Consider the following 22,352-nt stretch of genomic DNA (forward strand, 5'->3'; position numbering starts at 1 on the left):
ATGTTACGTAAAATTGAGGGGATTATAGCCAAGAAGAGTTGAAAGAGTTTTAAACTCCATTAATATATAGGGTCAGGTATTCAATCTTCACTTTTAATGATCCCACAAATTAACCCTGTAGAGAGATTTAAATGCTTTGCAATACTGCCTTGAGTATGTCCATCTTTAAATGCGCTTATAATTGCATTATTACGTTCTTGTTTCGATGTAACATCGTTAAAATGTTCATATAGAGTTTTTGAACGTGCTATTTTAATATCTTCATTTTCAACACTAATTTTGCGCTTTTGCTCCTCATTCAGTGCATTCGATTCTTCTTCACTCAACTCTGTTTCTAAAAACTCTATGAGTGTTTGGGGAGAAAAATCATGTATCAAAATCGATCCTTTAGCACAGGAAACTATCTCACTGTTTCCAAAAAGTGCCGCTGAGAGCGTATAAGGATATTCGCCTATTTTATTGGAGAGATTGGCTTTTATGGGATTGCTTTCTATGTAGCGGAATAGGAGATATAAGTAGTCTTCATTCAGTACATACCATGATCGGAACCGCCCTTGCCACAGATGACCGACACGATTCTCTTTTTTATTGAAGTAGATAGCATAATAACTATTGAGCTGTCGCATCATCAGTGAGAGATTTTCTTGTTTGGTTTCGAGAAGCAGGTGGTAATGGTTATCCATAAGGCAATAATCATGGACGATAACATCGTACAGCTTGCACGCTTTGCAGAGTATCTGTAGAAATTTATCTTTGTCCGCAGAGGATGTAAAAATATTTGAACGTGCAACTCCGCGATTGACTACATGATGATAACCTGCCATATCGAGCCGTGGACGCCGTGCCATGATTTACCTTTTTATTTTTTAATTGCTCTATTAGTATAACCTAAAAAGTGAAGATTGAATACCTGACCCCTATTCTACTATGTAACTTATCACACTTTCAAATGTTAAATCTATCATCAGCTATTCTTTGATCTATTATTTTTGTAGCTAATTTGAATCATGTAATCATTTTTCCTTTTTTGATTAGTCATACAGTTCGAAATATCGTTCCAATCAGCAACAATATTAGACCTATTTTCAGTATCAAATGCCCTAATCGATTCATGGAATCATAGAACTTATAAAAGGATAGTTCTTTCTTCTCTCTTTCATTCAACTGAGACTCATTTTTTTCATATAAGGCTTCTATTTCTGCTTTTATTGAATCAGAACTATTTTTCGTAGGAACATAATAAAAACTAATCACTCCACCCATCATAATTAAAAAAACTGCCCATCTTTGTATATCTTCAAATGTTAAAATACCATTGGATGCATGTTCTAATGTCTCTGTATTTGGCAATCCAAAATATTTTTGCCCTACCAATAGCCAAACAATAAGAGCTACTATTCCAATACTAATTCCCAATCGTCTTGAGATTTTACTTTCCATCACGCCACTCTCCTAGTATTGTTTAAGCTTTGATTATTAGCCACCACAAATACATTTATACCCCCTGTTTTCATGGTGAAGGCTGTAGTATTAATCTGTGATTCGATTCCACTGCTGAACCGTGCATCTCCCATGAAGTGTTCGTATATCAATACCTTTTTATCCCGGAGCAGAGGTAAGAACGTATTTCTCCTGCAAATTAGGGGTCAGGTATTCATTCTTTATTTTTATTTTAATGCATGATTTAAAATTAAAAAAAAAGTTGGATTCCCGACTAGATCGGGAATGACTAAAAAAATAAAAAAAAGCAATAGAAACTCTATTCATACCATGGATTATACTAAATAAAATAATAAAATATGTTAAAAAAGATTGTACGTAAGGCAAAGCAAATGAGTATCTAGTAAAAAAGAAGATGGATTTACCCGAAGGGGGCAGAATGCCCGATCTAATTGGGAATGGCGTTATTAACGTTTCAATCCGTTGGTTGTTGCGAGCATTTCATCACTGGTGGTAATAACTTTGGAATTTGCATCGTAGGCACGCTGTCCGGTGATAAGATCGGTCAATTCAACGACGAGCTGAACGTTTGAAAGTTCCACAAATCCTTGTCGAATATTTCCTAAGCCGTCTACGCCCGGAGTACCTTCAACCGGTTGACCTGAACTGTCCGTTTCCACAAAAAGATTATCTCCCATCGCATGCAAACCGGCCGGATTGATAAAGTTGGTCAATGAAATTTGTCCAACTTGAGTTGCTTGCGCTTGTCCTGATTGGGTAACACTGACAATACCGTCCGTTCCGATACTGATATCGATAGAATCTTCGGGAACCACCACTTCAGGGACGAGTTTGTATCCGTCCGAGTTTACGAGCGTACCGTTTTCATCGACTTTAAATGAACCGTTGCGGGTATAGACTTCGGTTCCGTTTGGGAGTTCGAGTTTAAAAAAACCTTTGCCGGTAATGGCAGTATCGAGGGTATTGTCCGTTTGTTTGAGACTCCCCTCGGTAAAGATTTTATTGATAGCGGTTGGTCGTACCCCAAGCCCCACTTCGATCCCGGTAGGAGATTTGGTTGTATCGCTGGTAGATGTTCCCGCATAGGTCATAACTTTGTACATCAAATCGGCGAATTCAGCACGTGACTTTTTATATCCCATCGTATTAACGTTGGCAATATTATTCGCCGTGGTATCGATTTGGGTTTGCATTGCCATCATTCCGGTAGAACTGGTGTAAAGTGATTGCATCATGAGTCATATCTCCTTAAGTTTATCGTCGTGTTGAAGCGATTTTTTCAATCGCATCACGGTTAAGATCATTCATTTGTGAATCCATCGCTTTTTGATACATACCGACAAGACGATTGGCTTCAACCAATGCGATCATTTCATTGACTGCATTAACATTGCTTTTTTCAACAAATCCCTGCATTACACTTCCGCTTTCGGTTAAGGGTGTCAGTGGATCAGTTGATTCTGGAATATAGAGATTCTCGCCCTCTTTTTTGATCGCTCTTAGATTTTGAGGTTCAACGACAAGCAATTTTTTGTTGGCTACCATTTGCATTGAATCAGGAACATTAGTAGAAATTTGTCCATTTTTATCGATCGTAACAATGCTGTCTTGCTGAGTCAATTTAATCGTTGTTTTGGTTTTAAAATAATCAGCCGGTAGAACTTCATGTCCTTGTTTATTGACCAGATTTCCCTCATCATTAATAGTAAATGAGCCATCTCTCGTAAGACGAACCCCTTGCGGTGTTTTGACCGCAAAAAATTGTCCTTCTTTCGCAAGAGCCAAATCAAAGGTATTATCGGTTCGCTGCATTGATCCTAATGAATGGTCGGTATAAGCATCAGTAATCTGAGGAACACGAGAGAGAGAACGGTTGAAATATTGGGCCGCTTCTTCCGTTTGATTGGAAATCGGAAGCTCACTTTGCGCCGTTTTAAATAAACGTGCAAAATCACCCGTAATCAGTTGATCTCGTTTGTATCCCGTTGTATTGGCATTAGCCAGGTTGGAAGCAATCGTATCCATACGATTAAACTGTGCTACCATCCCCCCTGTTGCCGCATAATATCCGGTCTGCATTTATCATCCTTGTGGAGTATTGAGACTCAGATAGCAACAAGTGTTCCAATATATTTTATGGAATACATTTTACGAGCAAACATAGACTTTAAGAAAAATTTCGGTATAATCCACATCTTTTTAAACGTAAGGGAGCCCTCCTAGAATGAGCGTCAAAGATCTAAATAAACACCTCGAAACTCTATTTGCAGAACATAAATCTAAAAATTGTCTCACGTATGAAACAATTGTCGATCCTTTTGACAAACAACCTACCCTTGCCCAAGCAAAAACTATCCTAAAGCTGGCTCAAAAACACAAGATATGTCTTTTTACCTCTTCAGAACACGCGAAAATGCTCAATCAGCAAGAAGCAGCTGCCAAACGTGCCGCTCAACTCAAATACATTGAAGAAGCCAGCGGTGATGAATTTGACATTCTTAAACAGCATGAACTTCTCGAGTGGTCACGTTCCGATTCCCCGGTTCGTATGTACTTACGTGAAATGGGTCAAATTCCCCTTCTAACCAAAGAAGAAGAGGTTGAGATCTCTAAGCGTATGGAGATGGGGGAAGGGATTATTATCGATGCAATCTGTTCGGTCCCTTACCTTATCGATTTCATCCTCGATTACAAAGATCCACTCATCAACCGCGAACGTCGTGTCAAAGAACTCTTTAAAAGCTTTGAAGAAGAGAACGAAGAAGAAAATGATGACAGCGATGATGAAATCGATGAAGAAGAAACAACGGAAAAAGCCCCGTCGGTAAAAGATAAAAAACGGGTTGAAAAAGTTGTTACCAGTTTTAAAGCACTTGAAAAAGCGAAAAAAGATTGGGTTAAAGCAACCGAAAAAATGTTAGATGAGTGTTCGATTGATGAGATGGACGCTGAGTATGTTTTATTCTTCCTCAACGTCAGCTTCAAGAAAAAAATGCTCAAAGAAGCATTGTTGGATCTTGGGCCAACCTCTAAGCTTATCAATGAATTGGTAAGATCGATGGAAACAGCATTGCGCAGTGATGAAGGGTTTGATCGTGAGCTCAAACGTCTTGAGTACAAACTTCCCCTTTTCAACGATCAGCTCAAAAAAAATCATGTATTGATTTTGAATAAAATTTGCGATTTGACCAAAGAAGAGATTGCTACCAAAGTTCCTGAAGCAACTATGGTCAGCACCTATATGGAAATCAAAAAACTGATCCAAACCAAAGAGGCTTCCAAAGGGGGCTTCAATATGGAGCCTGAAAAGTTAGCCGATATTTTGGAACAGATCAAACGGGGTAAAAATATCTCCGAAGTTTCCAAAACGCGTATGGCAAAATCGAACCTCCGTCTGGTTGTTTCGATTGCTAAACGTTATACCAACCGAGGTCTTCCTTTCCTTGATTTGATTCAAGAAGGAAACATCGGATTGATGAAAGCGGTGGATAAATTCGAATACCAAAAAGGGTATAAGTTCTCAACCTACGCGACGTGGTGGATCCGTCAGGCGATCAGCCGTGCTATCGCCGATCAGGCACGTACCATCCGTATTCCGATTCATATGATTGAAACGATCAACCGTATCAATAAGATTATGCGTAAACACCTCCAAGAACACGGAAAAGAGCCGGATGTCGAAACCATCGCGGAAGAAGTGGGCTTGTCGGTTGAAAAAGTTAAAAACGTTATCAAAATTACCAAAGAGCCGATTTCACTCGAAGCTCCTATCGGGAATGAAGAGGACGGACGTTTTGGTGATTTCATCGAAGACAAGATGTCACTCTCTCCAAGTGACGCTATTTTGAAAGACGATTTGAAAGTACAAATCGAAAGCGTTTTGGAACAGCTCAATGAGCGTGAAAAAGCGGTTATCAAAATGCGTTTTGGAATCATGGATGATGAAAGTGACCGTACTCTCGAAGAGATCGGTAAAGAGCTTAACGTTACTCGTGAGCGTGTCCGTCAGATTGAGAGCAGTGCGATCAAGAAACTCAAACACCCTAAAGTGGGTCGTAAACTTAAAAATTATATCGAGGACTGATGACATTCGATCAGCAATGGATTGAGTACGACTTTAATCCATTTATCCTTTTTAACTCCGGCGGGAAAATTGTTTCTTTGAATACCGAGGCGCAGTATCTCCTCGGTGCGATTGAAGCATCTGCTATCTATAAAATAGCAACGACATATGCCAGCTCTTCTTTCGGATTTAAAACGACTTTTCTGGAACTTGAATTCGGACGATTTAAATTTTTCGGGATTACGGTTGGATATGAAGATGAAGAGCAAATCGGTATCCGACTCTATCAACTCCCCTCATTCCAATTTACGGCCCAAAAGCCTAACGGTCAGTTGATTAATGTTTATACTCTGATCGATTTATGTATTAGTTCCAATTCAATCGGAAGTCAAACCAAATATACCAAAGAGCTCGATCCCACAATCCCTGAGATTCGCCTTCAAACCGAGATGTTTATCAAATTGCTTAATAAAATTTACGTCTCTATGTCCGGAAATGAAAAGATTCTAACACGATTGTTTTTCCGAGTCGGTGAACATATCAAATTTGAGGGAGAAAAATATTCACTCTTCTCCATCGAAATATCTGCCGAATCGATTATTCGCAAATATCTACCGGAGATATCCCATTTAGCGGAAGAGAATAATCTGTTTATCGATCAAAAAGAGAATAAAATAACGATCAACGTTCCGATGATCGTGAAGTAATTACTTTTTTAACAGTTCTTCACGGGTATTGAGGAGCATTTTTTGAATTTCAGGATCTTTACTTACTGCAGTGTCCAACAACATCAATCCTTCTTTTTCTCTCCCTGTTTTTGATAAGAGTATTGCCAAATTATTCAGAGCAAGAGGATGGGATGGATTACTCAACAGAAAACGGCGATAGCTCTCCTCCGCCTCGCTAAGACGATCTAGACGGTAATAACTGTTGGCTAAGATAAAATGGATATCCGAATCTTCAGGCCAACGTATAAGTGCACTTTGATAGCTTTGGATCGCTTCCACGACCATACCGATTTTCTCCAGTTCATACACGGAACGCAAGAATTTTTTGGATGAAGCAGATGCCGGTATCACTCCAGGCGGAAGAAGGACAACTCCCCAATTATCACTGCGTTTCCACATCTTCGCAAAAGTTTCAACCGCTAGCGGCTCATTTGGCTGATCTGAAAAATGGGTTAAAAGTTTCCGATTCGTCTCATCGTATCCGTTCACAGGAATATAGTGCCACAGGGGATACCATGAATAACTCCGGTTGATTAATACAATAACCGGATGATGAGCGGCTAGCTCACTAAAGAGTGCGTCAAAATTCGGTTCTAAAGGATAGGCTATGAGTCCGTTCGCACGCGCAGTGCTCATCAGTTCCGCTTGCAACGTTCCCCCTTTGAGCGGAATCAGCGTACGATGATCCAGTTCCTGTATCGATAATTTAGGGGTATATTCACCGATTGACTGCCAATACAATGAAATCATTTGAATGGATGTTGAACCGCATAGATCTGCACGTGGGGCGATAAAAGGAACGTTCATAGACATCGAAGGATAGACTCTCCCCTCTGGGAGAGGATCTTTGAAGGCACAACCGCCTAGCATAAGTAAAGCTGTAGCCCAGTATAAAAAGAAAAGAAAACCTCGTATTGCCACGTTTAACGTACTGAACGGGTAAAATTAAACACTTTTGTAAGCCCAAGGATATCAGTAATTAACAAAACAATAAAGATAAATACAAGCGCACCGATAATGCTTCCGCCGTCACCGCCGGCAGGCAACGTATCAATCTTCGATGCGATTGTGTTGATTTCATCATCGCTCAATGATGCCACTTTCAGTTCGATCATTTTAGGATCGACTCCCATCTCTTCAAATGCTTTGGCAACATCCTCGCGTGCAACAAATTGAGAAACTTTATCGTGTGAAGATACCGTTACAGGTGAACCTAAAAGTAACTCTGTCGAAGCTATTTGCCCCCATGAAACTTGAGCAAATAGTGTTATGCTCAACATCAATGAAATAATCATCTTTGAGATATACATCTTAACCCCTTTTCTCACTTTTATTTACTATTATATTACTTGAATATTGTAGCTCTCTTTGTGTAAACGCATAGTTAATATATTTAATATTCTTATAATTCTGAAATAAACAGTTTTTTAGCGAGCAGATATCCTATCGGGATTCCCGCTGCAAGCCCTACCAAATAAGGCAATATTTCCAATGAATGATTGTTTTCTAATGCGATAAATCCTAATACTAAAAATGCATAAGGAATCAAGCGATAGATTGATACCAATGCCGTGGCGTTTTTGGTCGTATTCTGGACAATGTTGCTTTTCTGACGCGCTTTTTCCTCTTTAATCATCTGTTTGATATCGGTGATCTCTGACTCACGTTCTTCTTCGTACAAGTCATACGGGTCATCCATCATATCAATAGCATCTTTTGTATCTTCCACATCTGCATCGCCGATGCGGTTTTGAATCATATTACGGTAGGAATAGAGTGAACCCATAACAATTGCCATAGAGGTAAACATCGCAACACTAAAGTTGGCATAGAGCGCAACAGAATCCATCAATAGCAATAATGAGCCTAAAAAAGCAATAGCGAGAATGAGAAAAGGCTTTTTAATCTTCGTCATCGTCATCGTCATCTTTTTGTGATTTTCCCATGTTGTAGCGAGGATCTTTTGCGAGCTTTTCAAACTCTTTGTATTGCTTGCTGTAGGCTTTAAACACATTTAAAAAAGCGGCGGCGATACCGATAGCGACACCGACCCATAACAGCCATGTGATTCCGGTGAGTTTTTTAAGGCCTAATCCGATAGCCACACCGATCAAAATGGCGACTACCATCGAAATACCTAGAGATAAAGTTTCAGCCCCCTCGATAATCGGTTTTAAACGAGGTTTTTGCTCTTCATTTTCCATTACAGTTCTCCGAAAATTTTGTTCGCCGCAGCGATGGTCTCTTCGATCATTTCATCGGTCGTAGCGGTTGAGATAAATCCGGTCTCAAACTGAGAACAGGCAAAATAAAATCCCTCATCGAGCATTGCCGCGTGGAAACGTGCAAAGCGAGCCGTATCACTCTTGAGTGCTTCGGCAAAATTTGCTACCGATTCATCACAAAAGAAAAATCCGAACATTGAACCACGGACATCGGTTTGCAACCCTATTTGGTATTTTTTAGCCGCTTCCGCAAAGCCATTCATTAAACGTTTAGCCCGTTCTTCTAAAACCCCGAATATGCGTGCGTTGGTTTTAAGTTTACGGATTGAAGCTAGACCCGCCGCCATCGCAACGGGGTTACCACTGAGGGTACCTGCCTGATAAACACCGCCTTCAGGTGAGAGGTGTGCCATAATCTCGCGACGACCACCAAACGCACCGACCGGCATACCGCCGCCGATTACTTTTCCGAGCGTTACGAGATCAGGTTTGGTTCCTGTGATGCTCTCTGCACCGTGTAAACAGGCGCGGAAACCGCTCATCACTTCATCAAAAATGAGTAATGTACCGTATTCGTCACACACTGCACGAAGCTCGGCAAGAAAATCTTTGGTTGCAGGAACGAGCCCCATATTTCCAGCGATAGGTTCAATAATAACACAGGCGATTCCAGGGCTATCTTTGAAACATGCTCTAACACTCTCGATGTTGTTGTATTCCGCTAGCAATGTATGCTTCGTAAAGTCCGCAGGTACTCCCGGTGAGCTCGGTGTTCCGAATGTCACGGCACCGGAACCCGCTTGAACGAGAAGCGCATCACTGTGCCCGTGGTAGCATCCCGTGAATTTGACGATGTCATCACGCCCGGTAAAACCGCGAGCAAGACGGATCGCACTCATAACTGCTTCGGTTCCGCTGCTGACGAAACGGATTTTCTCGATAGAGTCATAGATAGAGATAATCAGCTCCGCAAGTTCGGACTCCGCCTCGGTCGGCGCACCGAAACTGAGACCGTGTTTGACGGCTTCGATAACGGCATGTTCGATCGTTTCATCACGATGACCGAAAATCAACGGTCCCCAGCTTTGCACGTAGTCGACATAGCGATTGTCGTCGATATCAACCAAATAACCGCCCTCTCCGCGCGCTATAAAACGGGGAATTCCGCCGACACTTTTAAAGGCGCGTACCGGAGAATTAACTCCGCCCGGAATAAGTTCTTGGGCTTTTTCAAATGCGGTTATAGAGTGCTTGATGCTCATTTCATATCCTAATCAATAATCTTTTCGTGATTATAGCGAATTGGGTTGTTCAAACAGCTCACTATGCGGTAAAATAACGAAAAAACTCAAGGTATTTTATGGAATTTAAGGTCGATGCCACCTGCGGCAAAGCACGAGCATGTACGATCACAACGGCACACTCGACAATACAAACCCCTATTTTCATGCCGGTAGGGACGGTAGGCTCGGTAAAAGCACTTGATATGGCCGATATGACGGAGCTTTTGGATACTCAAATCATTCTTGCCAATACCTATCACATGTATCTGCGCCCCGGAGATGAGACCGTCGCTAAATTGGGTGGATTACACGGCTATACGACCTATCCGAACAGCTTCTTGACTGATAGCGGCGGGTTTCAGGCATTTAGCCTCAGTGATATCTCCAAACCGACCGAATCAGGGATTGAATTTCGCTCTCACATCGACGGCTCCAAACACTTTTTTACCCCCGAAAAAGTGATCGATATCCAAAACAATCTGAACAGCGACATTATGATGATTCTCGATGACCTCGTCGCCCTTCCCGCAACACAGGAGCGTATCAAAACGTCGATTCAGCGGACAACCCAATGGGCGCAGCAATCGATCGACTATCACCGAAACAATCAGACGAAAGGGATAGGTGTCAATCAAAACATTTTTGCCATTATCCAAGGGGGAACGGACTTTAATTTCCGTACTCAATCGGCTGAAGAACTCTGCGCGATGGATTATGACGGATTTGCTATCGGAGGTCTCTCGGTCGGTGAAGCGAACAATCTCATGTACGATACGGTTGAACACACTACCCCATTGATGCCCGCTGATAAGCCACGCTATCTCATGGGGGTTGGAACGCCTGAAGATTTGGTTGAGAACATCGAACGGGGTGTTGATATGTTCGACTGCGTTATGCCGACTCGCAATGCCCGTAACGGAACCCTCTTTACGACGTTTGGAAAAGTAAATATCAAAGGTGCTCGTTATAAATTCGATGCCGAACCGATCGATCCTGAATGCCAGTGCTACACCTGCCGCCGTTATAGCCGTGCGTACCTTCACCATTTGTTCCGTTCCAAAGAGCTGACCTATTTTCGTCTCGCATCGCTTCATAATCTCCATTATTACCTGTGGCTGGTTAAACAAGCCCGTGTAGCTATCCTATCCGGTCAATTCATTCAATTTAAAAAGGATTTCTATGCTCGAAGACAATCTTAAGCTCGGTGTTAATATCGATCATATCGCGGTACTTCGAGAGGCACGTAAAATCAATGATCCCGATCCCCTGATGGCATTAGGCATCTGTGCACTAAATGGTGCAAATCAGATCACAATCCATTTACGTGAAGATCGCCGTCATATACATGATGAAGATGTCCGTCGTATTCTGGAAACTTCTTCTCTCCCTGTTAATTTAGAGTGTTCCATCAATCCTGAAATTATCGACATTGTCTGCCGATTACGTCCCCATCGTGCTACCTTGGTTCCTGAAAAAAGAGAAGAGGTTACGACAGAGGGGGGACTCGATGTTAAAGGACAATACGAATCAATATTAAATGCTATTAATAAACTTTTGGAAAATGAGATAGAAGTCTCCCTTTTTATTGATCCTACTCATGAAGCAGTAGAATATTCCAGCAAGCTTGGAGCACAATGGATTGAACTGCATACCGGTACGTATGCGAACGTATACGCAATGCGTCACTCCGCCCTTCCCCATTCACACCATGCGATTAAATCGCTCCGTCTAAGCCGTAAAGAACTCGATAGCCGTTTGAACCGATCGTATGAAGAGATTGTCGATGCGGCCAACAAGGCACGTATGTTAGGATTAAAAGTAGCCGCAGGACATGGCCTGAATTACCAGAATGTTAAGCCTATTGTTGAGATTGATACGATCGAGGAGCTAAACATCGGACAGAGCATTATTGCACGTGCGGTATTTACAGGTTTAGCGACGGCTGTATCGGATATGAAAGCCTTATGCCAGCGTTAAAGAGTATCGCAATCAGCGTAGGAGATTTGAACGGTGTGGGTTTTGAGATTATTCTCAAAGCTCATAACGTGATCAAACAGCTTTGCAATCCTCTCTACTGTATCAATTACACAATGGCACAACAAGCGGCATCGTTGCTGCATACTCAATTTCCGAATGATTTTTATATGTTTAAAGTCCCCGGTGAATTTACAATCGAACCAGGGAAAGTATCGGCTTCTAGCGGACGTTACAGCTATGATTCTTTTATCGCGGCTGTGGAACTCGCTCAATCAAAAGCCGTTGATGCGATAGTCACTCTCCCTATCCATAAAGAAGCATGGATGATGGCAGGGATCGAATACGTCGGACATACGGATGCCCTGCGTGATATCTTTAAAAGCGATGCGATTATGATGCTTGGATGCGATAAGCTCTATGTTGCATTGTATACCGAACATATTCCGCTCCGAAAAGTTATTGACCATATCCGTGTTGAAAAGATTACCGATTTTCTGCTGCTTTTGCATAAAAGTATCAATCGCTCTCCTATCGGGGTACTGGGGCTTAACCCGCATGCGGGGGATCACGGTGTTTTGGGTAATGAAGAGACGGTTATTGAAGAGGCCATTAATGAAGCGAATCGGAAAATTGGAGCGAATATATTTGAAGGCCCTTTAGTCCCCGATGTCGCCTTTACGCCTCGAAGCAGAGAGTATTATAAAACGATTGTTGCTATGTATCACGATCAGGGATTGGCTCCGCTCAAAGCACTCTATTTTGATGAAGGGATTAATGTCTCCTTAGGGTTGCCGATTATCCGTACTTCGGTTGATCATGGGACAGCATTTGACATCGCTTATGAAAATAAAGCGTCCATATTAAGTTATACTAATGCCATAAAAGCTGCTATTGAATTTCAAGAACAAGGTGTATGTTTTGGTCAATAAATCACCTATCAATGTTTTTAAATCACTGGTCCATCCGAAATTTGATGCCGATGCATTTCGTTTAACATTTATCAAAGCGGCTTGGAAAGTTTATTCTGAAAATGAAAAAGAGCTTGTTTCCCAAAGCCGTTTTCAACAACTGATCGGCAAACTCTACGATTGGCTCTTTTTGGACAAAAAAGGGAATTATGCTACGGTACTCAGCGATGTTCGAGATCTCTTTCGCAATTCTGAAGCGGTAGAACGTTTTTTCTCCGATACTTTTTACATCGTTCTTAATTATTACATCAAATCTTTTTACGGCAATCTGGGCGGCTGGGAAAAAATTATTCTGTTTGCTACGGCGATTGAACGTTTTATAACCCATGCTTCGAATCGATTAGACGATGAATCATTCTTTATTTTTGAAGATACCTTTATCAATGCTCTTGAAAAACTCCGTCAACGTGCAAAACCCATCACGGTGCTTAATACTTACTACGGTGTACCGATACAATACCCGGCACATATTCTTCATACCGATATTCAAAGTGTCATTCTTCGGGTACACCCACTCCAAGAAACAGCTGCTATATTGCAAAACGGCATTTATATCCTCAAAAACGGACAATTAGTCAATGATGTCTATGCTTCCGTAAATCCGATTATGGTCGATGGGGAACGTGTGTTGGAACTCAAACGTTTTGATCAGCTTGAAACATCGCTTTTTCATCGACAAAGCATTCGTGTTCACCCACCTAAGCCGTTTTCCTTTATGGTCCAGCATCCAAAACTGACATTACACTGCAACCTGTATGATATTTCGATCGGAGGGATAGCGGTTACCAGTAAACAATCCTACGCACTGCCTACCCTGAGCGAAGTATCTTTAATGTTTCCAGCTGAAGTGATGGGAAATCCGGTAGAGTTCAAAGGGCAGCTGGTCTACAAATCCTCTTATGAGGGTGGATACAAATACCATTTTAAAATTATTCCTACCCTTCAGCAAGAGGGGGAACTCAGTAAATATATTACGAAGCGTGAGCAGGAAATTATTAAAAAGCTCCGAGATGAAATCGTTTAAGATGGCAGTGTAACACCATGAATCCAAAAGTTGTATCGGATATGGTAATCGTACTCGATGAATTTATGCCATGTGATATCTATGCCCTCGATTTTACGCAGGAGTCCTACAGAACCCTTTTAAAAAAATTGAATATTCATAATGAAATTTTGTTTAACGATAAAAAAGGTGCTATAAAGAAAGCACTTTGCATCTATTTTACTAAAACCTACCAAGATATTGAGGTAGAGTTATCCATAACACAATGTACTTTGCAACAATCTTTAGCATCTTCTTCAGGGTCCGAACCATTAGACCGTATAATATTTCAAAATAGGTTGTGTTTGATTGACATTCTAAAGCGGAAAGCAGAGTTTTCTTTATTGCCTCATCTTATCTCAATCCCGGAAATGCTCCGAAGTGAATTATTTCAACCTTTTGTAGAGAAGAACCAAAATTGTGAAACTGCACGACAAGTGATGCGTCAACAAATTGATAAAATTTTTGAGTTGGATCAGCGTGATATTGTTCTGTTTATACGGGGACGTATAACTATACGGAACTATATACCTACTAAAAAAATCCCTGCAGGAATGGACAAAAGGTTTGCCGGTGAATCTCCGGAATTAATGGCTGAGATGTATACCAACAATTTTCCTGATGGTGCATGGTTACATATAGAACCTGCTTTAGATGAAGTTATCGCCGAAAAGTTAAATTTTTCAATCATAGATAATCATACATTTTCAAGAACCTGTATACCGGTATTTCGCACGATGATTGAAATACTTCTTTTAGAGATTCTCAACGAAGGGCAAAGAGACAAAATTGAAGGCTTTTCAGGGTATGTTCTACGCCAACATTTTCAAAGCATATTTTTATACACGGCAAAAAATCTTTTACAGTTTGTAGAAAATCGAGATAAAAATACTGAACTTTTCATTAAATATTATGCTGATGAAATTATTATTGATGCAAACGGAAATAAAGTTCAAAAGTATGCGATTACAGATACGAAGAATCAAAAGTGGAACTACAGTTCTATTCTTTCAATTATGATGCAGTACAAGCAGATGAAACTTCGTATCAGTGCTCAAAAAGAGGCAATTCATTTAGCGCAAACCAAAATTAGTGAATCTCAAGCTGAAATTGAGTCTGAAAAAGATCAATGCAATCTGATCGGTGAGAAAGTAGAAGAAATTGAATCTTTGATTGCGGAAAATGATGGAGATATTCTGAAGTTAAAATCCAAGGCAAAGACAAATAATTCGAATCATACTGAAATACAGCGTCTTAATAATTTGCAAGACAATTTATTCGTGCAAAAGAAAAGTGAAAAATATCATTTAGAACTTTCAAAGGGACGTTTAGCCAATAAAAAAATAGAGCTGGTACGTCGGAATAAAAAACTGTTTTACGAACAAAATGCTTTAAAAACATTAATCGAACAAACGCTGCCTACCGCTCAATCGTACGAGCAATTAGCCGAAGTTGTTGCACTAACCCTTGCTAAACGTTGAATCAAGAGAGACGATTTCGATAATCCTCATATCCGAATTCATGGACAATTTTGAGTTCACCCTCTTTGGTCCAAATGGCAAGTGATGGGAGTTTGATCCCGTTGAAGGTTGTATTTTTGACAAATGTATAGTGTATTTGATCTTCGAAGATAATATAATCACCTACTTTGAGCGGCTCATCAAATGAGTAATCACCCATGATATCCCCGGCGAGACACGTATTTCCTCCAAAACGGTACGTATACGCTTTTTCACCCGCTTCTCCTGAACCTCGTATCATTGCTCGATACGGCATTGCGAGGGTGTCGGGCATGTGTGCTTCAGCGGAGCTGTCTAAGATGGCGATATCCATCCCGTTGTGGACGATATCCAGTACCGATGCAACCAAAGGTCCGGTTTGCCATCCGATCGCTTCTCCGGGTTCGAGATAGACGGTGATATCGTTGTGCCGTTTTTTAAATTCTTTGATAACGTCAATAAGACGATCCACATCATAATCGACACGGGTGATATGGTGCCCTCCTCCGAAATTGATGTATTTCATTCCATCAATGTAATCGCCGAATTTTGCTTCGAACGCGTCAAGGACCCCTTCCAAGGCATCGATGTTTTGTTCGCACAGTGCGTGGAAGTTAAGCCCGTCGAGTTTGGAAACAATCGTATCGTCAAAATTGGCTATTGTTGTACCCAAACGGCTGTAAACTCCGCAAGGGTTATAGAGATCGACCGGTGATGATGAGTACTCCGGATTAACGCGGAGGGATACCGAGATGTTAGGATTGATTGATTTGACACGCTCATAATAACGGCGAAACTGTGCGGGTGAGTTGAATACGATATCATCGGAGATTTGAGCGATCTCATCGATATCTTCGTCTTTGAATGCCGGAGAGTAGGTGTGAACCTCTTTATTCATCTTCTCACGTGCTAATTTGGCTTCATGAAGTCCACTCGCCGTACATCCGTGAAGGTATTTGGATACGAGTGGAAAGGTGGACCACATCGCAAATCCTTTGAGTGCAAGGATGATTTTTGCTCCCGATTCACGCTGTACACGCTCCATAACTTGTAAGTTTTTCTCTAAAAGAGCCTCTTCACAAATATAGCACGGGGTGTGGGGGAGTTTTGAAAAATCGATACTCATCTCTAAATCCTTGGAAAATAATGGCGTGATTGTAGCATATCGCTATTTCAAACCTTGTAACACTTTCCTTGCTTTGGAAGGGAAGGAGTGATAGAATAAAAAGATGAAATTGCAAGGGGGTTAAGATGATACATAAATTGTACCTCACGATTGCCAGAGAGGCGATTCTTTCTGCTTTTGAAAATTCGCAGATTGATACCAATGCCCTTCTTCATGCTTATCCCGATCTGGCACAGCCGTGTGCAACCTTTGTGACTCTGACCCACAACGGTAAACTACGGGGGTGTATCGGCTCTTTAATCGCACACAGACCTCTCGTGGAGGATTTAATCTCTAATGCAAAATCTGCGGCCTTTCGTGATCCGAGATTTGCACCGCTGAGTCCTGAAGAATTTTCTGAAATTCGTATTGAAGTTTCTCTTTTAACGCCGCCACAGCTTGTCGAGTACAGTTCTAAAAGCGAATTAAAAGGTTTGATTCACCCCGATATTGATGGTGTTATTCTACGTCATGGAAATCATCAAGCGACTTTTTTGCCGCAAGTATGGGAGGATTTGAGTGATTTCGATAGTTTTTTTGATCATCTTGGGATGAAAGCGGGTCTCGGATCCGATCCCCTCTCTCATCACCCTGAGATTTATATTTATCAAGTCCAAAAATTTGAGGAAGAACCCCATGAATAAAAGAAAAATGAGCGTTGCAGGGAGTTTTTATCCCGAATCGTCCATCGAAATTACCACAATGATCGATTATTTTAACACGATACTCGAATCTCATCCCGATGTTGCGGCACGTTTTGATGCTTTACATGGCAATGCGGTTATCGTTCCCCATGCAGGGTGGGTCTACTCAGGGTTCACGGCGAATATCGCCTTCCGAATTCTAAGCCATTCTCTTCCTAAAACCATCATCGTTATAGGACCGTCTCATAAAGTCGGTTTTGAGGGAGTTAGTATCGCAGATAGTGAGTTCTATCAAACGCCGCTGGGAGAGTTAGAGATCGATACGGCTTTAGTCGAAGAACTCAAAAAACAATTCGCACTCACGACATTCGAGACAGCGCATCATGAACACAGCACCGAAGTTCAGATGCCGTTTATTAAACACTATATGGACAATGTAAAAGTGGTGGAACTGGTCTATGCCCACGCTGATCCGCTGCAAATCTCCCCTATCATCGATTATCTGTTGAATCAGCCCGATACCGCCGTCGTTATCAGCACCGATCTAAGTCACTATTATTCGTTGGATGAAGCGAAAGAACTCGATTTGATCTGTTTGGAAGCGATTCGACATGAGAACAGTACGATGCTCCATCAAGGATGCGAAGCGTGCGGAAAAATCGGCGTAGAAGCGATGCTGGATGTGGCGAATAAACGTACTATGGAAGCGATATTGCTCGATTATCGCACCAGTGCCGATGCGAGTGGAGATAGCTCCCGCGTGGTGGGATATGCGAGTGCGTTGTTTAGATAGACGTTATACGTCCATCTCGATAACATTCCAAGGAAGTCCTTGGGTGTTCATCTCATCCATGAAGAAATCAGGGTCGAGTTGTTCCATGTTGAATACACCAGTACCGCTCCATTTGCCCTCAACCATCAGTTTTGCACCGATAACGGCAGGGACACCCGTAGTATACGAGACACCTTGGGATTTAACTTCGGCGTAGCACTCTTCGTGGTCTTTGATCTGATAGATGTAGATTTTACGTTTTTTGCCGTCTTTGAGACCTTCAGCTACGATACCGATATTGGTTTTGCCTTTGGTGCGAGGACCGAGTGACGCCGGATCAGGGAGCAATGTTTTTAGAAATTCCATAGGGACAATTTTCATCCCTTGATGTTCTACCGGCTCAATTCCCAACATTCCGACGTTCTCTAAACATTTCATGTGGGTAAGGTAGCTTTGACCGAACGTCATAAAGAAACGGATACGTTTAAGTCCTTTGATGTGCTTGACGAGTGATTCCATCTCTTCGTGGTAGAGAAGATAACTGTCTTTTGGTCCCACTTCAGGATAATCCCATACTTGCATGATTTCCATCGGTGCGGTTTCAATCCACTCACCATTTTCCCAATAGCGACCTTTTGCACTCACTTCGCGGAGGTTGATCTCAGGGTTGAAATTGGTTGCGAAAGCATAGCCGTGATCTCCCGCATTACAGTCAAGGATATCGATGGTGTGAATCTCATCAAAATAGTGTTTTTGAGCATAGGCGCAGAATACGTTGGTCGCACCCGGATCAAATCCGCTGCCGAGTAATCCCATAATGCCCGCTTCTTTGAATGCTGCGTCTCTCTCCCATTGGAGTTTGTATTCGAATTTCGCCTCATCTGGGTGTTCGTAGTTTGCGGTATCGAGATAAGGGGTTTTTGTCGCGATACACGCATCCATGATTGTGAGGTCTTGGTACGGTAACGCTACATTGATCAAAATATCAGGTGAATATTTTTGGATTAATGCGATAACTTCATCGGTATTATCCGCATCTACGGTTGTGATTTCGATTGCACCTTCTGGAAGTTCGCTTTTAATCTCTTCACAACGTCCGATACTGCGGCTCGCTAAAATGATACGATCAAAAATTTGGTTGTTCATGACACATTTATGTGCCACTACGCGCCCTACTCCACCGGCGCCGATAATAAGTGCTGTTGCCACGGCATATCCCCTGATTTAAAATTATGGAAATTATAGGTTAAAGTCTCTTACAAAAACGTTACAGACAAAATGCGTAATAGAGAGTAAGCCCCCAAATAAACGCCAGCATTCCAAGAGAGAGAAATACCAAGGCGGCTCCCGCATCTTTTGCCCGTTTTGCCAGTTCATGGTGATCAAAAGTGACCAGATCAACCGTTCTCTCAACAGCACTGTTGATCATTTCCGCCATCAGAGGGATAAACAGTGAAACCGCCAAAATAGCACTTTGCAAAAAGGTGATAGGTAATACCCACGCTGTAATCATCCCCGCAACAAAGAGGAGGATCTGCAAACGAAACGATTTTTCGTTTTGACTCACTTCCAGCAGACCGTTCAAGGCATATCGGGTATTTTTAAATAGTGTATAACGAGGTTTATTGAGCGCCATTATTGTTTCTCACCCAACACCGTGCTCCAACCCTCATAAATGCCATGTTCTTGGATGGCTGATTCATAGAGTGATGTCGTTGTCTCTTCGATGATTTCAGGATTGATCGCTTCGGTTTTAACGAGAACCACACCGTAGCCGTAATCGCTTTCGTCATCATTGACATACTCTTTTGCTTCATAGCCGTGTGAAGAGAGCTGAGATACAGCCCGTTCCATTGACGTTTTGGTTTGGAAAAAGAGATAGTGTTCAACTTCTCTAACAATATTCAAATCATCCCCTGCTTCGAGTAATGCGTCAATCGTATGACGGTTTTGAATGCTGAGCAACCCATACGCATCAGGATAGAGATTGTCGCTGTACATCTCCCATTTACTGTCTCTGGAAGAACCGCGTTCATAGACATACCCGCCGTGATTGTTCATTACTTCGGAACTGATGTTTTCAAACCGTTTGGATTGAGGTGCATAAAAATAAAATTCTGCCCATCCCTCTTTCATTACTCTGCCGGCAAATACCGCGTCTACGGATGTATTTAAAGCTGTGATTAAATCATTGGTAAAAGATTCTAAACTTTCCGTAACGGTATCTGCTTTTACAAAAAGCCATAAAAGCCAGGGACGTTCTTCTTGGGGTGATTCTTCGATGAGGTCCAATTCTACATCACAGCGATACGGTATATTTTCATCATCGAAAAGTTCATAAAATTCTACCATTGACTAAAACCCTTATTTTTTTGCCATTATAAAGTCTTTTAGATAAATTGGACAAATAGAAGAAAAATGAACTTAATTCATATTTAAAGATCTTCCCTTTATACTTCTCTCTTTTAAGGACATTGAAACAAGGAATTATCGTGCGAATCATCTATTTGCTCATGGCATCCTATGCACTTCACGCACAAACTACACTTCCCTCTTTGATCGATTCAGCACAGAATAATGAGCGGATAGAGAGTTATCAACAGCAATCTAGCGCAGCTAAGTTAGGCTACGAATCGGCAAAATATGCCTATTTTCCTCGGTTAGACGGCTTTGGAACGGCTTCATTTGTCGATCGAACCGGCGGTTTTGATGCAAAGCAAAGTTACAGTGCAGGTGTAAAAGGGGAATTTATCGTCTTTGACGGGTTCAAACGTGAAAATCTCCTCGACCAAAACAAGGCACTTGAAAATGCGGCAAAACACAATCTTGACGGTGCTAAAAAAGAGATTTCACTCACGGTAATCAAACAATATTATGAATTTCAAAATACGATGGATGAAATACAAACATTGAACACGATGCGAGATCAACTCGAAGCACAAATGGTCCGTTTAGAAAAATTTCAATCGGCTGGACTTGTTAGTGAAGATGCGTTGATGAGAATGCGATCAGAAGTATCCGATGTACATTTTAAAATTGAAAACTTGAATTACCAAGCCGATCGCCAAAAAGCCGATTTGGAAACGATAAGCAATCAAAAAATTACGGATTTGAGTGAATCGAATGTTTTAGCGCCTAAAGAGATTAAGATCCAAGAACTCGATAAAATCAATGCCCTGAAATATTCGCGAGATGCAAAAATGCATGAAGCGCAAATGCGCGATGCTCAAAATCTCCCTACCATTAAGCTCGAAGATCAGTACACGTTTAACGATTATTATAAAGATCCGATTGCTCAAATGCGTGTCGATCAACAAAATAAATTGATTGCCTCACTCAGTATGAACTTAATCGATTTTTCTTCTGCCTCGCTATCAAAACAAGCTTTAGTGGCTCAAGCGCAGGCACAAAGCAGCGAATTGTTGTACGCTACGAAAGAGGCAAATCAAAACCGTCTTTTGGCGACACGTTACATTGAACGGTCCCGTGTATTAATTGATGCCTCACAAAAAACGTTAGAAGCTTCTACCAAAACGTTTGATGCGGTAAAAAAGAAATATGAAGCCCGCATCGTCGATTATGTTACCTATCTCGATGCACTCCATGTCTTATCTGATTCGACCAATCAGCTTAATCGTGCGTTGCGCACACTAAATTATGCCCATGCAGCCTATTATTATTACGCTGGATATGACCCTAAGGAATTTGTACAATGATTAAAATACTATTGTTATCAATACTGTTAACCCTCTCGTTATTAGGAGAAGAGGTATATGCTACATTTGATGTGTTTGCACGTAAAGAGGCCAATTTGAATCTTGCAACGTCAGGAATCGTAAAAAGGCTAAATGTTGATGTCGGAAGCCATGTCAAAAAAGGCTCCGTTTTGCTGGAAATCGATAACGACGATTTAATTGCCGGTATCGATCTGGCCAAAGAGAGACTTAAAAAGGCTAAAATCGAAGAGCAGTTTGCCCGTCAAACCTATGATCGTTACCGTCAAGTCGAAAGTGTTATCGAAGCGGAACTGATGGATCAACACACCCTCGCCTACCAAAAAGCCTCTGCCGCATCTTCAGAAGCAAAAGCTTCTTTACGATATCAAGAGACTCTGCTAGAAAAAACCCGACTTCGTGCACCGTTTAGCGGTATCATCGCCAGTCGCAATATCGAACTCGGAGACAGTGTCGTCGGCGCATCAGCCCTCTTTCATCTTATCAGTTCACCGGACGTAAAGCTTATGTTGAATTTCGATGAGAAATACCTCCACTCTATTAAAATCGGCTCCAAAGTTCGTTACCGTATTGATGGTCAGAAGGGAGAGAGAATGGGATCTATTTCAAAAATCTATCCTTCGGTCAATGCAAAAAATCGAAAAGCAACGGCGGAAGTACTCACCTCTAACATCGCTCCGGGGCTTTTTGGCGAAGCGTATATATTATTTGAGAACGCCAAATGAGTAAACCCCATTTGGCCACGCTAGCCGCTATGGCACTAAAGCTTGCCCATTTTGGGCAGAATTAGG

24 protein-coding genes are annotated in these 22,352 nt (G+C 41.6%); 11 read left to right on the plus strand and 13 right to left on the minus strand.

The window, feature by feature from the left end:
* Window positions 1–80 precede the first annotated feature (80 nt).
* The 4 genes from B649_RS05725 to B649_RS05740 all read right to left on the minus strand — a co-directional run bounded on the left by B649_RS05725 (window position 81) and on the right by B649_RS05740 (window position 3,540).
* Window positions 81–848 carry a transposase gene (locus B649_RS05725; RefSeq protein WP_015653564.1) on the minus strand — a complete coding sequence of 256 codons (768 nt, stop codon included), beginning with the start codon at window positions 846–848 and terminating at the stop codon, window positions 81–83.
* A gap of 187 nt (window positions 849–1,035) precedes the next feature.
* Window positions 1,036–1,443: a hypothetical protein gene (locus B649_RS05730; RefSeq protein ID WP_291750956.1), complete on the minus strand. Its 408-nt coding sequence runs from the start codon at window positions 1,441–1,443 to the stop codon at window positions 1,036–1,038.
* Between the two features lie 464 nt (window positions 1,444–1,907).
* Window positions 1,908–2,696: a flagellar basal-body rod protein FlgG gene (gene flgG, locus B649_RS05735; RefSeq protein ID WP_015653566.1), complete on the minus strand. Its 789-nt coding sequence runs from the start codon at window positions 2,694–2,696 to the stop codon at window positions 1,908–1,910.
* A gap of 19 nt (window positions 2,697–2,715) precedes the next feature.
* Window positions 2,716–3,540, minus strand: a complete 825-nt coding sequence (locus tag B649_RS05740) for a flagellar hook-basal body protein (RefSeq protein WP_015653567.1) — start codon at window positions 3,538–3,540, stop codon at window positions 2,716–2,718.
* Between the two features lie 145 nt (window positions 3,541–3,685).
* On the opposite strand from B649_RS05740, the gene rpoD reads away from it, so the two are divergent.
* Both rpoD and B649_RS05750 read left to right on the plus strand, forming a co-directional pair.
* On the plus strand, window positions 3,686–5,545 hold the full coding sequence (gene rpoD / locus B649_RS05745; RefSeq protein WP_015653568.1) for an RNA polymerase sigma factor RpoD: 1,860 nt from the start codon (window positions 3,686–3,688) through the stop codon (window positions 5,543–5,545).
* Window positions 5,545–6,231: a hypothetical protein gene (locus B649_RS05750; protein WP_015653569.1), complete on the plus strand. Its 687-nt coding sequence runs from the start codon at window positions 5,545–5,547 to the stop codon at window positions 6,229–6,231. Before rpoD ends, B649_RS05750 begins: the two co-directional genes overlap by 1 nt.
* Here B649_RS05750 and B649_RS05755 read toward each other — a convergent pair whose 3' ends face one another.
* From B649_RS05755 to hemL, 5 genes are all read right to left on the minus strand, one after another.
* Entirely contained in the window at window positions 6,232–7,065 is an 834-nt protein-coding gene (locus B649_RS05755) for a PA2778 family cysteine peptidase (RefSeq protein ID WP_291750957.1), read from the minus strand. It abuts the gene before it with no gap.
* A 110-nt stretch (window positions 7,066–7,175) separates the two neighbouring features.
* The gene (locus B649_RS05760; RefSeq protein WP_015653571.1) at window positions 7,176–7,562 is read right to left on the minus strand and encodes a PA2779 family protein; all 387 of its coding nucleotides are present in this window, start codon (window positions 7,560–7,562) and stop codon (window positions 7,176–7,178) included.
* A 92-nt stretch (window positions 7,563–7,654) separates the two neighbouring features.
* Window positions 7,655–8,167 (minus strand): hypothetical protein, encoded by a 513-nt coding sequence (locus tag B649_RS05765; RefSeq protein ID WP_015653572.1) that lies wholly within the window; start codon window positions 8,165–8,167, stop codon window positions 7,655–7,657.
* A complete protein-coding gene (locus B649_RS05770; RefSeq protein WP_015653573.1) occupies window positions 8,154–8,456 on the minus strand; it encodes an AtpZ/AtpI family protein in 303 nt (100 codons plus the stop codon). Before B649_RS05770 ends, B649_RS05765 begins: the two co-directional genes overlap by 14 nt.
* Complete coding sequence (gene hemL / locus B649_RS05775) at window positions 8,456–9,739, minus strand: glutamate-1-semialdehyde 2,1-aminomutase (RefSeq protein ID WP_015653574.1); 1,284 nt, start codon at window positions 9,737–9,739, stop codon at window positions 8,456–8,458. Before hemL ends, B649_RS05770 begins: the two co-directional genes overlap by 1 nt.
* 98 nt (window positions 9,740–9,837) lie before the next feature.
* Between hemL and tgt the strand changes: the two genes are divergently transcribed.
* Genes tgt through B649_RS05800 form a run of 5 tightly spaced genes read left to right on the plus strand, consistent with a single transcriptional unit; the run spans window position 9,838 to window position 15,228 of the window.
* Window positions 9,838–10,959: a tRNA guanosine(34) transglycosylase Tgt gene (gene tgt / locus B649_RS05780; protein ID WP_015653575.1), complete on the plus strand. Its 1,122-nt coding sequence runs from the start codon at window positions 9,838–9,840 to the stop codon at window positions 10,957–10,959.
* The gene (locus B649_RS05785; RefSeq protein ID WP_015653576.1) at window positions 10,940–11,737 is read left to right on the plus strand and encodes a pyridoxine 5'-phosphate synthase; all 798 of its coding nucleotides are present in this window, start codon (window positions 10,940–10,942) and stop codon (window positions 11,735–11,737) included. The genes tgt and B649_RS05785 overlap by 20 nt, the downstream gene beginning before the upstream one ends.
* Window positions 11,725–12,666, plus strand: a complete 942-nt coding sequence (gene pdxA / locus B649_RS05790; RefSeq protein ID WP_015653577.1) for a 4-hydroxythreonine-4-phosphate dehydrogenase — start codon at window positions 11,725–11,727, stop codon at window positions 12,664–12,666. Before B649_RS05785 ends, pdxA begins: the two co-directional genes overlap by 13 nt.
* A complete protein-coding gene (locus tag B649_RS05795; protein WP_015653578.1) occupies window positions 12,656–13,729 on the plus strand; it encodes a PilZ domain-containing protein in 1,074 nt (357 codons plus the stop codon). The genes pdxA and B649_RS05795 overlap by 11 nt, the downstream gene beginning before the upstream one ends.
* Window positions 13,730–13,746: 17 nt before the next feature.
* Window positions 13,747–15,228: a hypothetical protein gene (locus tag B649_RS05800; protein ID WP_015653579.1), complete on the plus strand. Its 1,482-nt coding sequence runs from the start codon at window positions 13,747–13,749 to the stop codon at window positions 15,226–15,228.
* 1 nt (window position 15,229) lies between these two features.
* On the opposite strand, the gene nspC is transcribed toward B649_RS05800, so the two are convergent.
* Window positions 15,230–16,372, minus strand: a complete 1,143-nt coding sequence (gene nspC / locus B649_RS05805; protein ID WP_015653580.1) for a carboxynorspermidine decarboxylase — start codon at window positions 16,370–16,372, stop codon at window positions 15,230–15,232.
* Window positions 16,373–16,497: 125 nt separating this feature from the next.
* Between nspC and amrA the strand changes: the two genes are divergently transcribed.
* Window positions 16,498–17,055: an AmmeMemoRadiSam system protein A gene (gene amrA / locus B649_RS05810; RefSeq protein WP_015653581.1), complete on the plus strand. Its 558-nt coding sequence runs from the start codon at window positions 16,498–16,500 to the stop codon at window positions 17,053–17,055.
* Complete coding sequence (gene amrB, locus B649_RS05815; protein WP_015653582.1) at window positions 17,048–17,848, plus strand: AmmeMemoRadiSam system protein B; 801 nt, start codon at window positions 17,048–17,050, stop codon at window positions 17,846–17,848. The genes amrA and amrB overlap by 8 nt, the downstream gene beginning before the upstream one ends.
* 3 nt (window positions 17,849–17,851) lie before the next feature.
* On the opposite strand, the gene B649_RS05820 is transcribed toward amrB, so the two are convergent.
* Genes B649_RS05820 through B649_RS12165 form a run of 3 tightly spaced genes read right to left on the minus strand, consistent with a single transcriptional unit; the run spans window position 17,852 to window position 20,179 of the window.
* Window positions 17,852–19,036: a saccharopine dehydrogenase family protein gene (locus B649_RS05820; protein ID WP_015653583.1), complete on the minus strand. Its 1,185-nt coding sequence runs from the start codon at window positions 19,034–19,036 to the stop codon at window positions 17,852–17,854.
* Between the two features lie 58 nt (window positions 19,037–19,094).
* Window positions 19,095–19,463 (minus strand): diacylglycerol kinase, encoded by a 369-nt coding sequence (locus B649_RS05825; RefSeq protein ID WP_015653584.1) that lies wholly within the window; start codon window positions 19,461–19,463, stop codon window positions 19,095–19,097.
* Window positions 19,463–20,179, minus strand: coding sequence for a DUF695 domain-containing protein (locus B649_RS12165; RefSeq protein WP_015653585.1), 717 nt, complete (start codon window positions 20,177–20,179; stop codon window positions 19,463–19,465). Before B649_RS12165 ends, B649_RS05825 begins: the two co-directional genes overlap by 1 nt.
* Window positions 20,180–20,319: 140 nt before the next feature.
* Between B649_RS12165 and B649_RS05835 the strand changes: the two genes are divergently transcribed.
* Together B649_RS05835 and B649_RS05840 are read left to right on the plus strand one after the other, a co-directional pair.
* A complete protein-coding gene (locus B649_RS05835; protein ID WP_015653586.1) occupies window positions 20,320–21,543 on the plus strand; it encodes a TolC family protein in 1,224 nt (407 codons plus the stop codon).
* Window positions 21,540–22,286 (plus strand): efflux RND transporter periplasmic adaptor subunit, encoded by a 747-nt coding sequence (locus tag B649_RS05840; RefSeq protein WP_015653587.1) that lies wholly within the window; start codon window positions 21,540–21,542, stop codon window positions 22,284–22,286. The genes B649_RS05835 and B649_RS05840 overlap by 4 nt, the downstream gene beginning before the upstream one ends.
* Window positions 22,287–22,352: the final 66 nt, after the last annotated feature.

It is taken from the genome of Candidatus Sulfuricurvum sp. RIFRC-1 (genome assembly GCF_000310245.1).
Classification (GTDB): domain Bacteria; phylum Campylobacterota; class Campylobacteria; order Campylobacterales; family Sulfurimonadaceae; genus Sulfuricurvum.

Excerpts from the sequence above, each read along its gene's own strand:
- B649_RS05725 (WP_015653564.1), bottom strand. The coding sequence starts at position 848 with ATGGCACGGCGTCCACGGCTCGATATGGCAGGTTATCATCATGTAGTC.
- flgG (WP_015653566.1), bottom strand. The coding sequence starts at position 2,696 with ATGATGCAATCACTTTACACCAGTTCTACCGGAATGATGGCAATGCAA.
- B649_RS05740 (WP_015653567.1), bottom strand. The coding sequence starts at position 3,540 with ATGCAGACCGGATATTATGCGGCAACAGGGGGGATGGTAGCACAGTTT.
- rpoD (WP_015653568.1), top strand. The coding sequence starts at position 3,686 with ATGAGCGTCAAAGATCTAAATAAACACCTCGAAACTCTATTTGCAGAA.
- B649_RS05750 (WP_015653569.1), top strand. The coding sequence starts at position 5,545 with ATGACATTCGATCAGCAATGGATTGAGTACGACTTTAATCCATTTATC.
- B649_RS05755 (WP_291750957.1), bottom strand. The coding sequence starts at position 7,065 with ATGTCTATGAACGTTCCTTTTATCGCCCCACGTGCAGATCTATGCGGT.
- B649_RS05760 (WP_015653571.1), bottom strand. The coding sequence starts at position 7,562 with ATGTATATCTCAAAGATGATTATTTCATTGATGTTGAGCATAACACTA.
- B649_RS05765 (WP_015653572.1), bottom strand. The coding sequence starts at position 8,167 with ATGACGAAGATTAAAAAGCCTTTTCTCATTCTCGCTATTGCTTTTTTA.
- B649_RS05770 (WP_015653573.1), bottom strand. The coding sequence starts at position 8,456 with ATGGAAAATGAAGAGCAAAAACCTCGTTTAAAACCGATTATCGAGGGG.
- hemL (WP_015653574.1), bottom strand. The coding sequence starts at position 9,739 with ATGAGCATCAAGCACTCTATAACCGCATTTGAAAAAGCCCAAGAACTT.
- tgt (WP_015653575.1), top strand. The coding sequence starts at position 9,838 with ATGGAATTTAAGGTCGATGCCACCTGCGGCAAAGCACGAGCATGTACG.
- B649_RS05785 (WP_015653576.1), top strand. The coding sequence starts at position 10,940 with ATGCTCGAAGACAATCTTAAGCTCGGTGTTAATATCGATCATATCGCG.
- pdxA (WP_015653577.1), top strand. The coding sequence starts at position 11,725 with ATGCCAGCGTTAAAGAGTATCGCAATCAGCGTAGGAGATTTGAACGGT.
- B649_RS05800 (WP_015653579.1), top strand. The coding sequence starts at position 13,747 with ATGAATCCAAAAGTTGTATCGGATATGGTAATCGTACTCGATGAATTT.
- nspC (WP_015653580.1), bottom strand. The coding sequence starts at position 16,372 with ATGAGTATCGATTTTTCAAAACTCCCCCACACCCCGTGCTATATTTGT.
- amrA (WP_015653581.1), top strand. The coding sequence starts at position 16,498 with ATGATACATAAATTGTACCTCACGATTGCCAGAGAGGCGATTCTTTCT.
- amrB (WP_015653582.1), top strand. The coding sequence starts at position 17,048 with ATGAATAAAAGAAAAATGAGCGTTGCAGGGAGTTTTTATCCCGAATCG.
- B649_RS05825 (WP_015653584.1), bottom strand. The coding sequence starts at position 19,463 with ATGGCGCTCAATAAACCTCGTTATACACTATTTAAAAATACCCGATAT.
- B649_RS12165 (WP_015653585.1), bottom strand. The coding sequence starts at position 20,179 with ATGGTAGAATTTTATGAACTTTTCGATGATGAAAATATACCGTATCGC.
- B649_RS05840 (WP_015653587.1), top strand. The coding sequence starts at position 21,540 with ATGATTAAAATACTATTGTTATCAATACTGTTAACCCTCTCGTTATTA.